The sequence below is a fragment of the Chryseobacterium sp. SORGH_AS_0447 genome, assembly GCF_030818695.1.
In the GTDB taxonomy this organism is placed as follows: Bacteria; Bacteroidota; Bacteroidia; order Flavobacteriales; family Weeksellaceae; genus Chryseobacterium.
On the sequence record NZ_JAUTAR010000001.1, the window covers coordinates 2666589 to 2683411 of the forward strand.

Annotated in this window: 21 protein-coding genes; 7 read left to right on the plus strand and 14 right to left on the minus strand. The window is 40.4% G+C overall.

Translation table 11 applies throughout. The features are described 5' to 3' along the window. Positions 1-99: 99 nt before the first annotated feature. Complete coding sequence (gene pdeM / locus QE422_RS12315) at positions 100-744, plus strand: ligase-associated DNA damage response endonuclease PdeM (protein WP_307458701.1); 645 nt, start codon at positions 100-102, stop codon at positions 742-744. Here the strand turns inward: pdeM and QE422_RS12320 are convergent. The 4 genes from QE422_RS12320 to QE422_RS12335 form a co-directional block, all read right to left on the minus strand. Beyond that, positions 732-1268, minus strand: coding sequence for a GNAT family N-acetyltransferase (locus tag QE422_RS12320; RefSeq protein WP_307458702.1), 537 nt, complete (start codon positions 1266-1268; stop codon positions 732-734). The two genes, pdeM and QE422_RS12320, sit on opposite strands and share 13 nt — an antisense overlap. Before the next feature lie 7 nt (positions 1269-1275). Then, on the minus strand, positions 1276-1857 hold the full coding sequence (locus tag QE422_RS12325; RefSeq protein WP_307458705.1) for a nucleosidase: 582 nt from the start codon (positions 1855-1857) through the stop codon (positions 1276-1278). A 604-nt stretch (positions 1858-2461) separates the two neighbouring features. Then, positions 2462-3160 carry a DsbA family oxidoreductase gene (locus QE422_RS12330; RefSeq protein ID WP_307458707.1) on the minus strand — a complete coding sequence of 233 codons (699 nt, stop codon included), beginning with the start codon at positions 3158-3160 and terminating at the stop codon, positions 2462-2464. Between the two features lie 58 nt (positions 3161-3218). Then, entirely contained in the window at positions 3219-4406 is a 1188-nt protein-coding gene (locus QE422_RS12335) for an MFS transporter (protein ID WP_307458709.1), read from the minus strand. Between the two features lie 146 nt (positions 4407-4552). On the opposite strand from QE422_RS12335, the gene QE422_RS12340 reads away from it, so the two are divergent. After that, positions 4553-5284, plus strand: coding sequence for an MBL fold metallo-hydrolase (locus QE422_RS12340; protein ID WP_307458712.1), 732 nt, complete (start codon positions 4553-4555; stop codon positions 5282-5284). Between the two features lie 13 nt (positions 5285-5297). Here the strand turns inward: QE422_RS12340 and QE422_RS12345 are convergent, their stop codons facing one another. Then, positions 5298-5639: a hypothetical protein gene (locus QE422_RS12345; protein WP_307458714.1), complete on the minus strand. Its 342-nt coding sequence runs from the start codon at positions 5637-5639 to the stop codon at positions 5298-5300. A 600-nt stretch (positions 5640-6239) separates the two neighbouring features. Then, positions 6240-6866, minus strand: coding sequence for a CatA-like O-acetyltransferase (locus QE422_RS12350; RefSeq protein WP_307458717.1), 627 nt, complete (start codon positions 6864-6866; stop codon positions 6240-6242). A gap of 226 nt (positions 6867-7092) precedes the next feature. Here QE422_RS12350 and QE422_RS12355 point away from each other — a divergent pair, with 226 nt between their 5' ends. From QE422_RS12355 to QE422_RS12375, 5 genes are all read left to right on the plus strand, one after another. After that, entirely contained in the window at positions 7093-8076 is a 984-nt protein-coding gene (locus QE422_RS12355) for an aldo/keto reductase (protein ID WP_307458719.1), read from the plus strand. Between the two features lie 93 nt (positions 8077-8169). Next, complete coding sequence (locus tag QE422_RS12360; RefSeq protein WP_307458721.1) at positions 8170-8460, plus strand: DUF3861 domain-containing protein; 291 nt, start codon at positions 8170-8172, stop codon at positions 8458-8460. 33 nt (positions 8461-8493) lie between these two features. Further along, positions 8494-9351, plus strand: a complete 858-nt coding sequence (locus QE422_RS12365) for an NAD(P)-dependent oxidoreductase (RefSeq protein ID WP_307458725.1) — start codon at positions 8494-8496, stop codon at positions 9349-9351. Positions 9352-9677: 326 nt separating this feature from the next. Next, complete coding sequence (locus QE422_RS12370) at positions 9678-10082, plus strand: MauE/DoxX family redox-associated membrane protein (protein ID WP_307458728.1); 405 nt, start codon at positions 9678-9680, stop codon at positions 10080-10082. A gap of 247 nt (positions 10083-10329) precedes the next feature. After that, the gene (locus QE422_RS12375) at positions 10330-10839 is read left to right on the plus strand and encodes a pyridoxamine 5'-phosphate oxidase family protein (RefSeq protein WP_307458731.1); all 510 of its coding nucleotides are present in this window, start codon (positions 10330-10332) and stop codon (positions 10837-10839) included. A 186-nt stretch (positions 10840-11025) separates the two neighbouring features. Here the strand turns inward: QE422_RS12375 and QE422_RS12380 are convergent, their stop codons facing one another. The 8 genes from QE422_RS12380 to QE422_RS12415 are packed head-to-tail and all read right to left on the minus strand — an operon-like array spanning position 11026 to position 16783. Beyond that, positions 11026-11682, minus strand: a complete 657-nt coding sequence (locus QE422_RS12380; protein WP_307458733.1) for a DUF6766 family protein — start codon at positions 11680-11682, stop codon at positions 11026-11028. A 16-nt stretch (positions 11683-11698) separates the two neighbouring features. After that, a complete protein-coding gene (locus QE422_RS12385; protein WP_307458736.1) occupies positions 11699-12952 on the minus strand; it encodes an FAD-dependent oxidoreductase in 1254 nt (417 codons plus the stop codon). Continuing rightward, on the minus strand, positions 12882-13226 hold the full coding sequence (locus QE422_RS12390; protein WP_307458739.1) for an FAD-dependent oxidoreductase: 345 nt from the start codon (positions 13224-13226) through the stop codon (positions 12882-12884). Before QE422_RS12390 ends, QE422_RS12385 begins: the two co-directional genes overlap by 71 nt. A gap of 44 nt (positions 13227-13270) precedes the next feature. Next, positions 13271-13441, minus strand: coding sequence for a hypothetical protein (locus tag QE422_RS12395; RefSeq protein WP_307458742.1), 171 nt, complete (start codon positions 13439-13441; stop codon positions 13271-13273). A gap of 57 nt (positions 13442-13498) precedes the next feature. After that, positions 13499-14251 carry an SDR family oxidoreductase gene (locus QE422_RS12400; protein ID WP_307458744.1) on the minus strand — a complete coding sequence of 251 codons (753 nt, stop codon included), beginning with the start codon at positions 14249-14251 and terminating at the stop codon, positions 13499-13501. A 12-nt stretch (positions 14252-14263) separates the two neighbouring features. Next, entirely contained in the window at positions 14264-15061 is a 798-nt protein-coding gene (locus tag QE422_RS12405) for an SDR family oxidoreductase (RefSeq protein WP_307458746.1), read from the minus strand. A gap of 6 nt (positions 15062-15067) precedes the next feature. Beyond that, a complete protein-coding gene (locus tag QE422_RS12410) occupies positions 15068-15568 on the minus strand; it encodes a CinA family protein (RefSeq protein ID WP_307458748.1) in 501 nt (166 codons plus the stop codon). A 36-nt stretch (positions 15569-15604) separates the two neighbouring features. Continuing rightward, on the minus strand, positions 15605-16783 hold the full coding sequence (locus tag QE422_RS12415; protein WP_307458751.1) for a zinc-dependent alcohol dehydrogenase: 1179 nt from the start codon (positions 16781-16783) through the stop codon (positions 15605-15607). Positions 16784-16823: the final 40 nt, after the last annotated feature.

Genomic DNA, 16823 nt, shown 5'->3' on the forward strand with positions numbered 1-16823 from the left:
AATATTGAGTTTGCTCTGCAAATGAATACTGAATTAGAAATTGACAAACGAGGCGAATTGACCATCGACAATTGACCTCTACATTCGAATAATTTAAAAATGAAAATCGTAACAAAAAATATAATCCTTCAGAACGAACAATTTACTTTAACCAACCAAAGAGCTTTATTCTGGAAAAAGGAAAAAGCTTTGGTCCTCTCCGATCTTCACATCGGCAAAGCGGCCCATTTCCGGAAAAATGGCATTGCACTAACGAGCCATTTGATGAAAAACGACCTGGAACGGCTGTCTATCCTGATCGAATATTTTCAACCTGAGAAATTTATTGTAGTTGGCGACCTGTTGCATGCGGGGGACAATTCGGATGTAGATGAATTCTGCGGATGGCGAAACCAGTATCCGGATCTTCAGTTCTATTTGGTAGAAGGCAATCACGACCGCATTTCGAAAAAGCTAGAATCCAAATTATGCCTGAACTTTAAATCCAAATCTTTTGAAAACGAAGAATTTATTTTCATTCACGATTTTGAAAAAAAACAGGAAAAATTTCAGGTGACGGGCCATATTCATCCGGGATTTGTTATTCATTCTTCCGTAAAAAAAATTAAGCTGCCTTGTTTTGTAGTAACCGACAATCAGCTGTTGCTGCCCGCTTTCAGTGAGTTCACCGGGCTGGATACAAAAAATCTCCCTAAAAAAGGAAGATTCTATGTTTTCACGGATGCCGAAATTTATGAGATTTGAGACTGATCCAGTATTTTCCGCATCATCAGGTCGGTCTGCTCCTCACTGCCCATCCTGAAAATATGTTTATCAAATTCTTCGAAGCCGTTCTTCTTGTAAAATGCGACGGCCCGCAGGTTTTGTTCCCAAACGCCCAGCCACAGATATTTTTTCTTCTGTTCAACGGCTGTTTCCCACGCTTTTGTGTACAGAAGCTGGCCGACTTTCTTGCCTTGATAGGAACTTTTAACATAAATCCTTTCGATTTCCAGTGAAGCATCATCCTGTAATTCCGTCTGTGCCTTTCCTGAATTCAGCTTTAAATAACCTACCGGATTTTCACCTTCCCAGGCAATAAAAAATTGAGAATGCGGATTGTTCAGTTCTTTCGTCAGCTTATCCTCTGCAAAGCTTTCCTTAAGGTATTGCTGAATCTGTTCTTCCGAATTGTGCGGTGCAAAAGTTTCGTAAAAAGTCTGCTTTCCCAACGCCTGTATGGTTTTGAGATCATCAGCAGATGCTTCTCTGATATGAATGGATGTCATATGAAAATTATAAAAATAAAAGTCTGTTGAAAGCTTCAGATGCAAGGTGTACCTGAACGGCCCAGTCGTCGGCTGCCTCACTGCCGGCATCGTCGGAGATATATTTTAAACACAGAAACGGAATCTTTTCTTTCATGGCGATCAATGCCAACGGATAGGCTTCCATGTCAACGATATTGTAGACCGTTTCCGAATGGTTCATCTCAAAACTGTCGCCGCTCCCGCAGATTCCTTCGGGAAGATCGTTTCTTTTTAAGCCATATTCAAGAACCGGCGGTACTCCGGAAAGTGGGGTTTCGTACAGGCTGAATCCGAGCCCTCTCACATCCATATCCCGCTGGATGAATTTTGTACAGCAGATGACGTCTCCTTTGTGAAAGCTCTGGCTTCCCGCAGAGCCCAGATTCACAATGAGTTTTGGTCTTTTACGGTAAATTTCTTTTGTCAGTTCCATGGCGGCATTTACTTTTCCGATGCCGGTAATCAGTTTGTTTTTATCATTGAAAACTTCTCCCGCTTCCGAGTCCAGCGCGAAAACAAAAAGGGTATCTTCAATAGGAAATTCATATCCTTCGTTTATTCTGATCATTTATTTTATTTCTTTTTAATTTTATTTTTTATTAATCGCTCACCGGACTTTAAGCTAATGGTAATCGCAGATTTTCACAGGGGATTGCGTAGATTAGATTACCTTAGTCACCGGATAAAGCTTTTTTAAACCATTAAGACTTTATTAAGGAGTTTAGAACAATTAAGTTGAGCTTCGCTTTAAGCATATCGCTTAATAAATCTTTGATTTAATCTTAATGAAATCTTACCTTCTTAATCATCCTTAATGGCTAAAACTTTTCTCTATTGTAAAACTAAACCATTAAGACTTTATTAAAGAGTGTAGAACAATTAAGTTGAGCATTGCTTTAAGCATATCGCTTAATAAATCTTTGATTTAATCTTAATGAAATCTTAACCTCTTAATCATCCTTAATGGTTAAAATTTCTCTGTATTGTAAAACTAAACCATTAAGACTTTATTAAGGAGTTTAGAACAATTAAGTTGAGCTTCACTTTAATCATATCGCTTAATAAAATCTTTGATTTAATCTTAATCAAATCTTAACCTCTTAATCATCCTTAATGGTTAAAAAACTTTTGCGTGCTGTTTACAAAGCTTTGTTGATCTTAATCTGATTTTATTAAATTTCACAACCAGTTGTATCACAGGAAGCGCCATTTTCCGGGCTGTCTTTAAAAGGAATAACCGTTTCGTCGTAGGTCTGTTGAAGAGCGTTTACAAAAAGTTCTGCAGGCTGTGCTCCTGAAACTGCATATTTACCGTTCAGGATAAAGAAGGGAACTCCTGAAACCCCATTATTCCTGGCTTCCTGGATGTCCTGGCTGATTTCCGCATTAAAAGTGTCTGAATTCAAGACCTCTCGGGCTTCTTCTCTGTCAATCCCCAAAGATTCAGCTAATGAAATTAAAGTTTCATCATCCCCGACATTTTTTCCGTCGATGAAATGCGCAATGAAAAGTGCCTCCTCCATTTCATTGGATTTTTTATATTTTTTAGCCAGATGAAGGATCTTATGTGCTGAAAAAGTGTTGGTAATAAGTGCTTTTTCAAAATGGAAATCGATTCCGGAACCGTTACCCATTTGTTTTACCTGGCCGATCATCTGCTGTGCCTGTGCTTCCGGAAATCCTTTCTTTTCCCTGAAATATTCCAAAGTGGTTTTGGTTTCTTCCGGGTTCAAAGAAGGATCAAGCTGGAAGCTCTTCCACTCCACTTCTACCTCATCTTTAAAAGGTAGCTGCGCCAGAGCCTTTTCAAAATTGTTTTTCCCGATATAGCAAAACGGACACATCACATCCGACCAGATTTCTACTTTCATGATGATTTATTTAATTGAAATTATTTAGTTTGAATATATTTTAATGCTAAGGTACGTATTACGGATTCAACTGCACTCTTCTGGCAAACAGCAAATGTGCGATCAATGCCAAAACTGCCATAGCTGCTCCGACTGTGCACACTCCGGTCCACTGCGCATGTTGCCACGCGATTGAGGCCGTCCATGTTCCCAGAGAACCGCCGATAAAATAGGAAACCATATACACGGTGTTCAACCTGTTAACAGCATTGGATTTTATCATGAAATAATTGGTCTGATTCATAATGTGGCTGGACTGCACGCCCAGGTCCACCAAAATAACTCCGACAATAAGTCCCCAATACGTTTCCCCCGCAAAATAAGTAAACAGCCAGCTTCCCAAAACTATCAGTAATGCATAGAAAATAATCCTGTTAAGACTAAAATACTGCTGAAGCTTCCCCACCTTTGCCGCAGCCAAGGCACCTACGGCTCCTGCCAGTCCAAAACTCCCGACCACCGATGAGCCGACATTGAACGGTGGATTTTCCATGTGAAAGACAAGCGTTGTAAACAAGGCACACATCGACCCGAAAGCCATGGCACCACGGAAAGAAGCCAGCCGCAAAACCGGTTGTGTCCTGGCCAGATGAAAAACGGATTTCATGAGTTCTCCGTAGCTTCCTTTGAAATTGGGCTGCAGCTCGGGAAGCATTTTATAGACGGCAAACCATACGATAATCATCAGTGCCGCGGCAATTCCGAACATTGCCCGCCACCCCCAGAATTCACCGACGATTCCACCGATAAACCTCGACAGCAGAATCCCCAGCAGCAGGCCTGACATCACTGTTCCGATGTTGGATGACTTTTCTTTATCCGAAGATAATTCGGCCGCAATAGGAATAAACAGCTGCGGAATCACGGAAGTAATGCCAATTAGCAGACTGGCGACATACAGCATCCACAGTTCAGTACCGAAAGTCATCCAAAGCAATGCTGCGAACACCAGCAGAAGATCCGTTAAAATCAGTTTTTTACGGTAGAGCTTGTCTCCCAAAGGAACAATCAGCAATAGTCCCGCGGCATACCCGAGCTGGGTGAGCACGGAAATCTTACTTACCGCACTTTCAGGAACGTTCAGCTCTTCGGAAATAAGACCGAGCAAAGGCTGATTGTAGTAATTGTTTGCTACGACAAGCCCGGAAATAACGGACATCAACCAGATGACGGTACGTGAAATACCGCCTGTAGAATTCAACTGCATACGTTTTATTTAAAGGATTATCTAAAAACCGTATTACAAAAATACTTATTTATGATGTAATTCAGGCCTGATTTTATCGGTTTTGCTGATGACAGGAATTGACGGAAAAATTTTTACAGTTTGTAAATAATAATGAACTTTGCACCATGAAGATCATACCACTGAAAGAAGGAAATTTTTCTACCGATGCAGCCAAAGATTTTACGCTTTTAACAGAAGAAAACAAGGATGCGCTGAAAGGAATAAAAATGTCGGTTACTCCGTTTCTGATTGTTACTGAAAAGGATGTTATCCTGCTGGATGCCGGGATCGGCTGGAAAAATGAAAAAGGAAATACGGTGATCTCTGAAATTCTTGAAAAAGAAAACATGCATCGGGACCAGGTTACGAAAATACTGCTTTCCCATCTTCATAAAGACCATATTGAAACCACCATTACCCGTACTGCAAATAGCTTCGAGCCAACTTTTCCGAATGCGAAAATCTACATCCAGAGAAGGGAACTGGCATTTGCCCTGGAAAATAAAGACAGTCATTCCTTTGATTTTGACACGCTGGAAAAACTGATACAGCTTGAAAATATTGTCTGGATGGATGAGGACAAAGGAAATATTTCAGAAGAAATTTCTTTTGAAGTCGTCGGCGGCCACACCCCTTTTATGCAGGTATTCTGGATCCGGGAAGGTAATGAAACGGTTTTCTACGGAGCGGATAATCTTCCGCAGGAATCTTATTTAAAGTACCATCTTGCCTATAAAAGCGATTTCGACGGCCGGAAAGCAATGGAATTAAGAATTGGCTGGGTAAAAGCCGCGGCAGAAAACAACTGGAAAATTTTGCTGTACCACGACCTCTATAAATCCATTATAGCCTATTAAATAAAAAAATGGTTTAAAGTTCATTAAACCATTTATAAATATCTAAATCTGAAGCAATACTCAGCTTTTTTCGGAGCCGGTTCTTCCGGTTCTGGATTGCCTTCGGGGTCACGAACGTATACGTCGCAATCTCTTTGGTAGTTAAATTAAGCTTAAGGTAAATACAGAATATCAATTCAGAATTCTTAAGGTTAGGCTGAATAGCTGATAATTTATTAAAAAAATCCGGATCTACCAGTCTGAATTTATTCAGCAGACGTGGTGAGTTCTCTTTTGCTAGTGTTAAAATTTCTTCCTGCACAAAAATCTTTTGGTTAATATCTTCTAAATTAAATTCAGTCTTTTCGTTTTTCATATTTTTTCTCATCTCTTCTATTGCTGCTGCTCACTTTTTATCATAAGCCTCAGTATTAATCGCTCTCGTTCCTCTCTTTCCCGGTTACCGGTACGGAGTTTTATTTTAGGTCTAGTATTTTATTATCTTAAAGTATACAGATTGGTATTTTTTTACTTGTTTTTTTTATTCAAGATTAAAAATATTCTTACAAAATCTGTAATTTAACTTTTAGGCAAAGACAAAGAAAGAAAAAATGATTAAAAGTAGATGCAATTGAAATACCACATACATACCACGCTTCCTTTTTTAATCTTCTATTCTTCTTTAATATCAGGCCTTTTACTTATTTACAAATCTAGAAGATTTAACCGTGTTTTTTTTATGATTATAATCAATCATAATCAAAAAATATTAACAATTCGTAATATACTATTCAGAATCATTTATCTATAGGATATTTCAATACGAATTCATGGTATTAAAATGGTATTAGTGCTTATCTTTTTTCTTTTAGTAAAAGTCTCGATTCAGGATTTACCGTTGCTAAAGAAAGGATATATTAGAACTGTGCTGTATTTAGAAATAAATTTACGATCGGTTCATACCCATTAATAAGCATCAGAAATTGAGGTGGCGCTGGAATTCTTCAATATATTTTGCCAGATGGAGGCCGTCTGCCAGACCATGGTGGGCTTCTACAGAAACCGGCAAAAACTTTCTTCCGTCCTTGATGCTGAATTTCCCGAAGGTAATTTTGGGAATGGATTCTTTCGGATCGAAATTGGTTGGATGCAGCAACGCACTGAAAGAATTCCACGGAATTGTAGTGTGCCTGATGTGATTTACAGGCAAGACTTCATTCCGGATGCCCAAGCCAGTAGAATGATGAACCGTTCTGATCTGATCCTGTAATCTTTCGTTAAAAATTTCAAAATTCTTTGAATAATGGAAAAATGAGAATCCGAAAGTTCCGTCCTGTCTTCCGATTGTACTTCCCACGTGCACTTCATCATATAATATAACCTGGCCGTCAACAATTCTCAGCTTGAGTTCATCTACCGTTTGAATGGCCATCATGGATTTGTGAAGGTAAACTGCAAAAAAAGAACGTCCTAGTTCTTTAGCCTCATCATATGCTTTGGTACAGTCTACTTCGGTAGTAAACCCAAAATACGGGCTTGCCATGTTAGAGAAAAACTCAAAATGTTCTTTTCTGTTCCAGCTCTCAATATCAATTACCTTCATTGTTTTGCTTTATGCAAATTTCAGAAAGTTTTGCGGTTAAAAAAAATTACAGCGGATGAAATTTGGAAGATCTTATAATTGAATTGCTTTATTCAGGAAAATTTTAATTCATAAAATGCAATTTGGTGGCTTTTTTGATGTGAAAAGAGTGGTTTTTATCTAACAGAAAGTTTGTAATAAGCCATTTAAAATATCCGATATAACCTATTATTAAAATCAGAAAATTATGCTATACAGAAAATTAGGAAACAGCGAGCTTGAGGTTTCAGCGATTACCTTCGGCGCGTGGGCTGCCGGAGGATGGATGTGGGGAAGCACCGACAGGAATGAGGCTATTGAAGCCATCAAGGCGTCTTATGATGTGGGCGTAACCTCTATAGATACCGCTCCGATCTATGGGCAGGGAACCAGTGAAGAAATCGTAGGAGAAGCCATTAAAGGAATTTCTCGTGATAAAGTTCAGATCCTTACCAAATTCGGGATGCGCTGGGATCTTGCAAAAGGAGATTTTGCGATGCACAGCAAAAACAATGACGGAAAAGACATCGATGTTTACAAATTTGCAGGCAGAGACAGTATTATTTATGAATGTGAACAAAGTCTTCAAAGACTGGGTACGGATTATATCGATCTGTACCAAATTCACTGGCCGGATTCCACTACGCCGATTGAAGAGACTTTTGAAGCGGTGTCAAGACTTGTGGAACAGGGAAAAGTCCGTTTTGCGGGTGTATGCAATTACAATGCACAGCAGATGGCGGAAGCGGAAAAAACGCTGGAATTGGTTTCGAACCAGATTCCATTCAGTATGGTAAACCGCGGCATCGAAGAGGAAACCGTTCCTTACTGCATCGAGAACAACAAATCGATCTTAGCATACAGTCCGCTTGAAAGAGGTTTATTAACAGGAAAAATTAAGCCGGGATATAAGTTCCAGGAAGGTGACCACCGAGCAAGCCACAAGCATTTCCAACCGGACTTCATCGAGAAAACCAATGCACTGTTGGATAAAATAAAACCTATTGCAGATCAGCACAATGTAAGTTTAGGACAGCTTGTTCTCCGATGGACGATCGAAAGACCGGGAATTACCGTTGCACTGGCGGGAGCGAGAAATGCAGAACAAGCGGTTCAGAATGCTAAATCAGCCGACATCAATCTAAGTGCTGAGGAAATAAATACCATTAATGATCTGGTAAATCAATTTTAGAAGCAATATCTAATGGTAAACGGTTGGTGGTTATCATTAATTTGAGCTAATCACTGTTTACCATTTATTTTTATGTAAATAATATCATTAATCATGGAAAAGAAAAGCAATAAATACAACCTGGAGCTCAAAGAAGTTTCATTAAAAGACGGTTCAAAAGGAACAAAAACACTGTCTTTTGATTTTGAAAACCATGATGATCTCTTTCAGATTTTCGAGGCGGTGCGCTCCAAAAAGATTTTCAGTGACGAAGAAACAGCAAATGAGTTTGCATTAGGCTTAAAGCTTTTTACGGAAGTGATGCTTAAAAATAAACAACATGCTCTTTTTGAAGAACTCAGACCGGCCATCGGTGAATTCATGAAGAAACTGAAAAGTCTGTAATATAATCTATAACACATTAAAACTGAGAAAAAAATGAATAAGGAAAGATTGGGCTTCATCGGCCTTGGAAATATGGGACATCCAATGGCAAAAAATCTGGAAAAAGCAGGATTCCAGCTTTCGGTGTATAACCGGACACCGGAGAAAGCGGAAGATTTCCGGGAAAATTCCATTGTCTGCACTTCCGTATCGGATGTGATAACGAACAGCGATGTGATCTTTACCATGCTTACCAACGATGAAGCCTTACGGGAAGTTTTTGAAGAAATTCTGAGCCGTGATATTTCAGGAAAACTGTTTGTCGATATGAGCACGGTTTCCCCGGAAGCCAGCAGTGAAATTTCGGGTGCCGTCATTATAAAAGAAGCATCCTTTATCGATGCGCCGGTCGCCGGCAGCACGAAACCTGCAGCAGAAGGAACCCTGATCATTATGGCCGGCGGTAAAGACAGCGATCTTCACCGGGCACTTCCCTATCTTGAAAAATTAGGAAAAGAAATCCGGCATCTCGGCGGCAACGGAAAAGGTATTGCCGCAAAACTTTCGGTGAACTATTTTATTTCCTGCCTTTACCAGGGACTGGCAGAAACCATTCTCTTCTCGGATAAGCTGGGCATCGACCGTAAAGAGATGCTGGACATCATCAATGAAAGCGCAAGCGGAAGCGGCGCTACCAAGGTGAAAACCCCTCTTCTGATCAATGAAAATTACGATCCTGCTTTTGCGCTGGACCTGATGCTGAAAGATATTCTGCTTGCTAAAAATGCAGGAGCCGAATTTCCTTTATCGGAAACATTGATCCGGACCTATCAGGGAGCTCAGGATGCGGGATACGGTAAGGATGATGTGATCGGAATTATTCAGTACCTGAAAGAGCCAGGGAAAAAGTAAAAAGAATCAAGTTGATACACTTTTAACCATTAAGACTTTATTAAGAAGTTAAGGTTTGATTAAGATTAAATCAAAGATTTTTGAGCGATATGCTTAAAGCAAAGCTCAACTTAATTTTTCTAAACTCCTTACTACAGTCTTAATGTTTTAGTTTTATAATAAAGAAAAATTTTAACTATTAAGGATGATTAAGAAGTTAAGATTTGATTAAGGTTAAAATCAAAGATTTATTGAGCAATGTGCTTAAAGCGAAGCTCAATTTAACTTTTCTAAACTCCTTAATAATCTCTTACTAGTTTTAATAAAAAATAATTAAAAAGATGAACATGAAAGATTTCAAAACGGCTTTCTTTTTTCTTAGGCTTCCGATTGCGGTTTCTCTAATGGGACACGGCCTGGTACGCCTGCCGAAGCTGCCTGCATTCAGCGACTGGATGGTGAAGACGATGGAAAAGTCGGCCATCCCGGAGGCGTTGATTGTTCCGTTCAGCTATTTTCTGCCTGTTGCGGAAGCGGTCATCGGTCTTTTTCTGCTGATTAATTTCAAAACCAGATATACCTTGTATTCAGCACTGGGTTTAATGAGTATTCTGATTGCCGGAAGCTGTTCCATCGAAAACTGGACGGCGATTGAAGCGCAGCTGCTGCATTGCGTTTATCTTTTCGGGCTATTCTGGTTTTATGAGAAATTCAGCAGTAAGATCAACGGAGATCCTGCAAATGACAAATAGTGAATCCGTTATACCCATTGTTTTCATCTGGGAATAATTAAAAATATTTTTGACTGAATTTTGTGTCTGATTAAGATGCAAACGAATTGATCTCAGGTCTGCTACTAACCCGTGCAATATAATTGATCATTCACGCTATATTATTAAACTTTTCAGCTGTATTATTTCAATTGTGGTCGGATTTTTGAATAGTAACTGTAATTAAATTTAGGTTTAATTAAAACCAATCACTTAAAATATATTTATCATGTCAACAGAAAATCTTACGAACACAGAAGCGATTAAAAAAATTAAAGAACTTTCGGAAAGTGCAAAAATCTGTATGTTCTGTACAGAATTGGAAACCCTTCCTATCAATTCCCGTCCGATGACTTTACAGGAAACGGATGATGAAGGAAATTTATGGTTCATCAGCGGAGATACAAGCAATAAAAACTTTGAAATAAAAGACGATAAGAGAGTGCAGTTGTTCTTCATGAACAATGGCGATTACCAATATCTTTCTGTTTTTGGTGATGCTACCATCTACAAAGACAAATCTACAATCGAAGACAAATGGTCGCCAATGGCCAAAGCATGGTTCGAAGATGGAAAAGACGATCCGAATGTATCGATTATCCGTGTAGAGCCGAAAGATTCTTACTACTGGGATACCAAAGCAGGGAAATTGGTAAGCATCCTTAACTTTGTAGCCGCAGCAGTTACCGGAAAAACAACGGATAATTCCGATGGGGTTGAAGGAAATGCTAAAATTTAGAAATCAGTCACTACCAAGCAAATACATTAACTATTAAATAGTGTAAGGCCGCGAAATTTTTTGCGGCCTTATTTTTATTTAATTAAGTTGAATTTTAAATGGCTGCTTTTTTTTTCAAGCTTTTATAAAACAAAGAAACCATACAAGCTGTATGGTTTTTTTCTTAGTGTTTTTATAACGAGGGAACTAAGGTGTTTCACTGTGCGGCATATCTACGGGTTTGGATTCCGGGGAGCCTTTTTCACGTAGCCATATCGAAAGGATAACCAACGATGCGACGGCAAGAAATTCACTTTGCCAGTTCTGAAAGGATTCAAACCAGAATCTGGATTCCGTAATATATTCCGAAGCGGTTGTCACCGGCTGTTTTTTGGAAATCTGTTCTTCATTATAATCTTTCAGGCTTCCATAAAAATGCAGCGAAAAACTTATGGCAAATAAGATACCAAACATTAAAGAAAGAGAATGTTTGTAAAGTTTTAGCCAAATTCCACCTTTCCTTACGGCCCACGGTGCATCCGGATGCGGTTCGGGTTCTTTATCTACATCCTCTTTTTCATCCAGCGATTTGGATTCGCTGGAACCTTTTTGCCTCAGGGAAACCGTCAGAACTACATAAATCATCATCTGAAGGAATTCGCTTTCCCAATTTTCAAAAGTAGCTTGGATAAAGTGTCCGCTGTGGATATACTGTTCAAGGCTAAGCATGGCACTGCCGTTTTCCGCCAGTTCTTTATTTTCGGTTTTCCATCCTGTAAAAAACTGACCCACAAGAAATATGAGCATCAATATAATTAAAACGATGCTCAGGCTGTTTCGGTACAAAAAGCTATGTTTAGTCATTTATAGAATAACATTTTTAAGATTCTGAATCATCGGGATCTATTCTCTGCAAAGCGGTAACCGTAGGGCCGGTCAGTATTTTTCCGTTAACATTAAACCTCGAACCATGGCACGGACAGTCCCAGCTCAGTTCTGCACTGTTCCAGCGGACTTCACATTTTGCATGCGGACAGGTACTTTTTACCAGATGTACTTTACCGGTAACTTCTTTGTATAAAGCATAAGAATCGCCTTCATACTTTACCACTTTGGCTTCACCGTCAGCGATTTCATTCAGCGATGTAATTTTCTCCCTGAAAAGTTTATCTTTAATAAAATCATACGCCACCACGGCATTCTCTTCTACGAAACTGGTAAATCCTGCAATCGGCTTAATTCGTGAAGGACTGAAAATCTTTTCGTATTTGCTGCTGCCGGTTAAAATAAGATCTGAAAGAATCTGTGAGGAAATTGTTCCGAAGATCATTCCGTTTCCTCTGAATCCTGTCGCGGTATAGACTTTTCCTTTGCTGCCGGGAAGCTTTCCAATATACGGGAACCCGTCAGTTGGCTCATAGTACTGGCTGGACCAGCTGTAATAAGCCGTTTCTACATCAAAATATTCCCGTACATAATTTTCCAGCCTTGAGAAACATTCGCCGGTATCTTCTTCATGGCCGGTCTTATGATCTTCTCCACCGGCTATCAGCAACGTTTCCCCGTTAATCTGCTGAACCCGGTAATAATGATAAGGATCGATAAGGTCATAACCCAGGTCTTTCGGATAATTTTCATCTTTCAGGCTGAAGGCCATAGCGTAACTTCGGTAAGGGGCATTCGTAGTGTGAAGAATGCTTAATCCCGGTGGAATGTGGGTAGCATACACCACATGCTCTGCTTTAATTTCTCCTTTTGAAGTTTTTAAAATTACCTCGTCTTCCTGCTCTTCATAATTTTCGCACAGGCATTCTTCAAGGATTATTCCGCCTGCGTTAATAAAAGCTTCCGCTAAGGATTTGATATATCTTATTGGATGAAACTGTGCCTGGTCCGGAATAGATACTGCTTTTTTAAAAGGAATCGGGAATGGGATTTCATCGACGTACGTCATTTCGTGGCCTACTTTCGATGCACCGTCTACAATATCCTCCAGCTGCTTTTCCTGTTTTTCGTCCAACGCAAAAAGGTAAGCGGTTTTTCTCTCGAAATCGCAGTTGATGTTATAATTTTCGATGTTTGTCTCGATCATTCCGATAGCCTCCTGTCCTACCTGGGTCGAACAATTGGGCATTTTCCATACCGAAATCATTAATGGCTTCGGTGAAGGTCGTATCGAAAAAATCGTTTAAATGGGCAGTAGTTCCTCCGGTTGTTCCGAAACCGATGTTGGCAGCTTCCAGAAGAATACATTTCTTGCCGGACTGCTGGAGTTTCAGGGCAGTAGAAATACCTGTGATTCCTCCTCCTACGATGGCGGCATCAAACCGTTGGCTGAAGCCGGCTTCAGAAGAAAATCTTTTTATTTCTTCCTGCCATATACTTTTTCTTGCTCCGTCTCTGTACATAGCATTTACTTTTTAATAATTAATGAATAATGAAATTTCCAGGCTTATTTACTCAGCAGAAGGGTATCGTTTTCTGGATAGTGCTGAGGCCTGAGGGGTTGTGCTTCGGATGTTTTCTCTCTTTTTTCCGGTTCATCTTCATCAACATCACAACGACATGAGAGAACAGCCCAAAGAGAAAACAAACCCAAGATCATAATGGCTTTAGTTTTCATAATCGTCTGTTTAATGGTTATACGGGATACTGAGTCTGATGATTATTAGTTTTAGATTTATCCGCTGACGATTAATCCGCCGTTCGGATGAAGAACCTGCCCCGTAATCTGTGAGGAATCTGCACTTGCCAGGAATAAAAAGCTTGAAGCCACTTCTTCAGGCGAGGCATTCCGTTCGAAAGGCGGTTTGCTCTGATCTTCTTTTTCCTCACCGAATGTCTTTTCCGTAAGAGGCGTTGCTACCGGTCCCGGAGCCACCGCATTGACACGGATGCCTTTCGGCTTTGCCTGCAGTGCCAGGGAACGTGTAAAAGAAACGATCGCTCCTTTTGTAGCAGAATAGTCAAGCAATTCAGGATGTCCCTGATAAGCCGCTGCAGAAGTGGTATTGATGATGGCGCTTCCTTCTTTCAGATAAGGGAAAACAACTTTTGTAAGCCAGATCATCCCGAGAATATTGGTGTCAAAAGTTTTCCTTATATTTTCTTCTTTCAGGTCTTCAATACTTTCAGCAGGAAACTGTACGCCTGCATTGTTTACCAGAATATCGATGCCTCCGAATTCTGAGCCTGTTTTTTCGGCCGCTGCTTTACAGAATCCGTAATCACTGACATCTCCCTGAATAATAATTGCTTTTCTGCCAAGACCTTCGATTTCAGATTTTACTTTCTCCGCATCTTCTTTGCTTGAATGGTAGATAATGGCAATATCAGCTCCTTCTTTTGCAAAAAGAACGGCTACGGCCTTTCCTATTCCACTGTCGGCTCCTGTTATTAATACTTTTTTATTTTCTAATTTCAAATTTCCCATATAAGATTAAGATTACTTTTCATCTGACGGTTTCTGCATTTCTCCCATCTGGTGTGCCGCCATGCTGTCGGTCGTCATATTGGTCATGGCAACCGAAAGCTTATTTTTAAGTCCGGATATTACTTTATCATCGCCGTTCATAAGAGCTTTGTAGCCATCCTGTGCCACTTCTTCCGGTGACATCAGGTTGTCTTTATCTTCAAGAATTTTACTTTCGTTCATCTCGGCTTTGTTGAAGAAATCCGTATCGGTAGGTCCCGGTAAAAGTGCAGTTACCGTAATCCCCGAGTCTTTCAGCTCTTCACGGATGGCTTCGGACCACGACAGGATAAATGCTTTTGTCCCGTGATATACCGAATGCCATGGGCCTGGCGCTTTGCTTGCAATGGAAGCAAGATTTAAAATCCTTCCCGATCCTTTGGGTAAACGGTCTTTTAAGAAAAGTTTAGTTAAAATAATAACGGAAACAATATTCAGGTTGATGATATCCACCTCGCGATGAATATCGGTATCCTGAAATTTTCCATAGATTCCCTGTCCTGCATCATTTACCAGAATTTCCGGACTGATGCCGTGTAATTTCAGTTCAGAGTAAAGAGAATAGGCATCATCCTGCGTAAACAGGTTTTTAGCCATGGTAATTACATTGATTCCATAATTCTTAAATTCGTTGGCTTTGGCCTGCAGCTCATCATGGTTTCTGGAAACCATCACCAGGTCGTAGCCGTCTTTGGCAAAAAGTTTTGCCAGTTCATAGCCAATTCCGCTGGTAGCCCCTGTAACAAGAGCATATTGATTTTTCCGGTTCATTTCTTTTTATTTTAAGATTAGAAGCTGGTTGATCTCGCTTTTAAAACAGCCAAGAATAAATTCTGTGTAATACAGCTGAGCATTAAGAGCCTGGGTCTTCGGATGGAGCTCCAGTTTTTTCGTCAGTACAATCTCTCCCTTATATGAAAAAGAGAAATACGCAAAAATTTTATAAGAGGAATTTCTGATGGGGGTACAATAACCTGTGGTGGCAATAGACCAGTCGGATTCGAAAAGTTTGGCGGCATTCAATGCCATGGTTTCAGCAATGTTTTCAGAAACGCAGTCGCATTCTTCAGCTTCGTCCCTGTCTACATTCAATAATCTTACTTTTTCTGCCATTGTGTAAGTAGTCATTCCTCCTTTGTAAAAAAGAGAGGCATTGGGCATCTGTGAAAAAGCTAATTGTAAACAGCCGGATGTAACACTTTCTACCACTGAGATTGTTTCATTGGTGGTCATTAGCGACTGGCTGATGTATTCCAGTAGGTTTTTTTGAAATTCCATAATATTAATATTTTAAGTGTTTGTGTGTATTAATCTCTAGAGGGTTGAAGGCTTCCAAGGATCAAGAACCACTTTGACGCAGTTATCGATTTTTTTATCGAAAATTTCATAGCCTTTAGAAACGTCTTCCAAAGAAAGACGATGGGTTATAATATCATCTAAAGTAACCCTGCCGCTCTGCACATGATCCATCAGCTCATCGATAATGGGATGGACGTTGCACTGCCCGGCTTTTATAGTTATTCCTTTATCAAAAATCTGTCCAAGTTTGAAATTATCGTAATTTACCGGGTAAACTCCCAAAATCGGAACGATCCCGCCCCTTCTTACCGCACTCATACAGGCTTCCAGAACTTTGATCGAACCTTTTTCGAAATTAATGACGGCTTTCGCACGGTCAATCAGATTCCTGTCCGGTTCAAAACCTACGGCATCGATGCAAACATCGGCTCCGCGGCCGTCTGTCATATCCCTGATCTGTTCAACTGCACTCTCTGCATCTTCCCATAAAACGGTATCGCAGCCTGTAAGTGCTTTGATCTGGTCTAATCTGTACTGTTGGGTATCTACTACGATTACTTTTTTTGCATTTTTCAGGATGGCGCTTTTTGCTGCCATGGATCCTACCGGACCCGCTCCGAAAATGGCAACGGTTTCCCCGCCTTTCACCTCACCCCACAGCACGCCGGTATAACCCGTCGGGAAAATATCGGTCAGGAATAAAACCTGCTCATCCGTAAGGTTGTCGGGAACTTTTCTGGGCCCGACATGCGCGTACGGAACCCTTACATACTGGGCCTGGCCGCCGTCATAGCCTCCGTAAAGATCGGTATATCCGAACAACGCGCCTCCTTTTTCGGTTAAAATCCCGCCTTCGGGGCCGTAATGTTCGGGATTGCTGTGTTCGCAGGCTGTAGGAAGGTCGTGCTGGCAGAAAAAGCAGCTGCCGCACGAAATCGGGAAAGGGACAACTACCCTGTCGCCTACTTTCAGATTGGTAATCCTCTGTCCTACTTCTTCCACAATTCCCATAAACTCATGGCCCATGACCATCGGCCTGGCCTGCGGGATTCCGCCTGAATACATGTGCAGATCGCTTCCGCAGATCGCCGTTGTGGTAATTTTTAAGATGACATCATGCGAATCTTTGATGATCGGATCATCTACGGTATCGCATGTGATCACTCCCGGTGAATGAATTACTGCTGCTTTCATATTTTACTATTTTAGTGGTGTGAAGGTGATTTGTTTTACT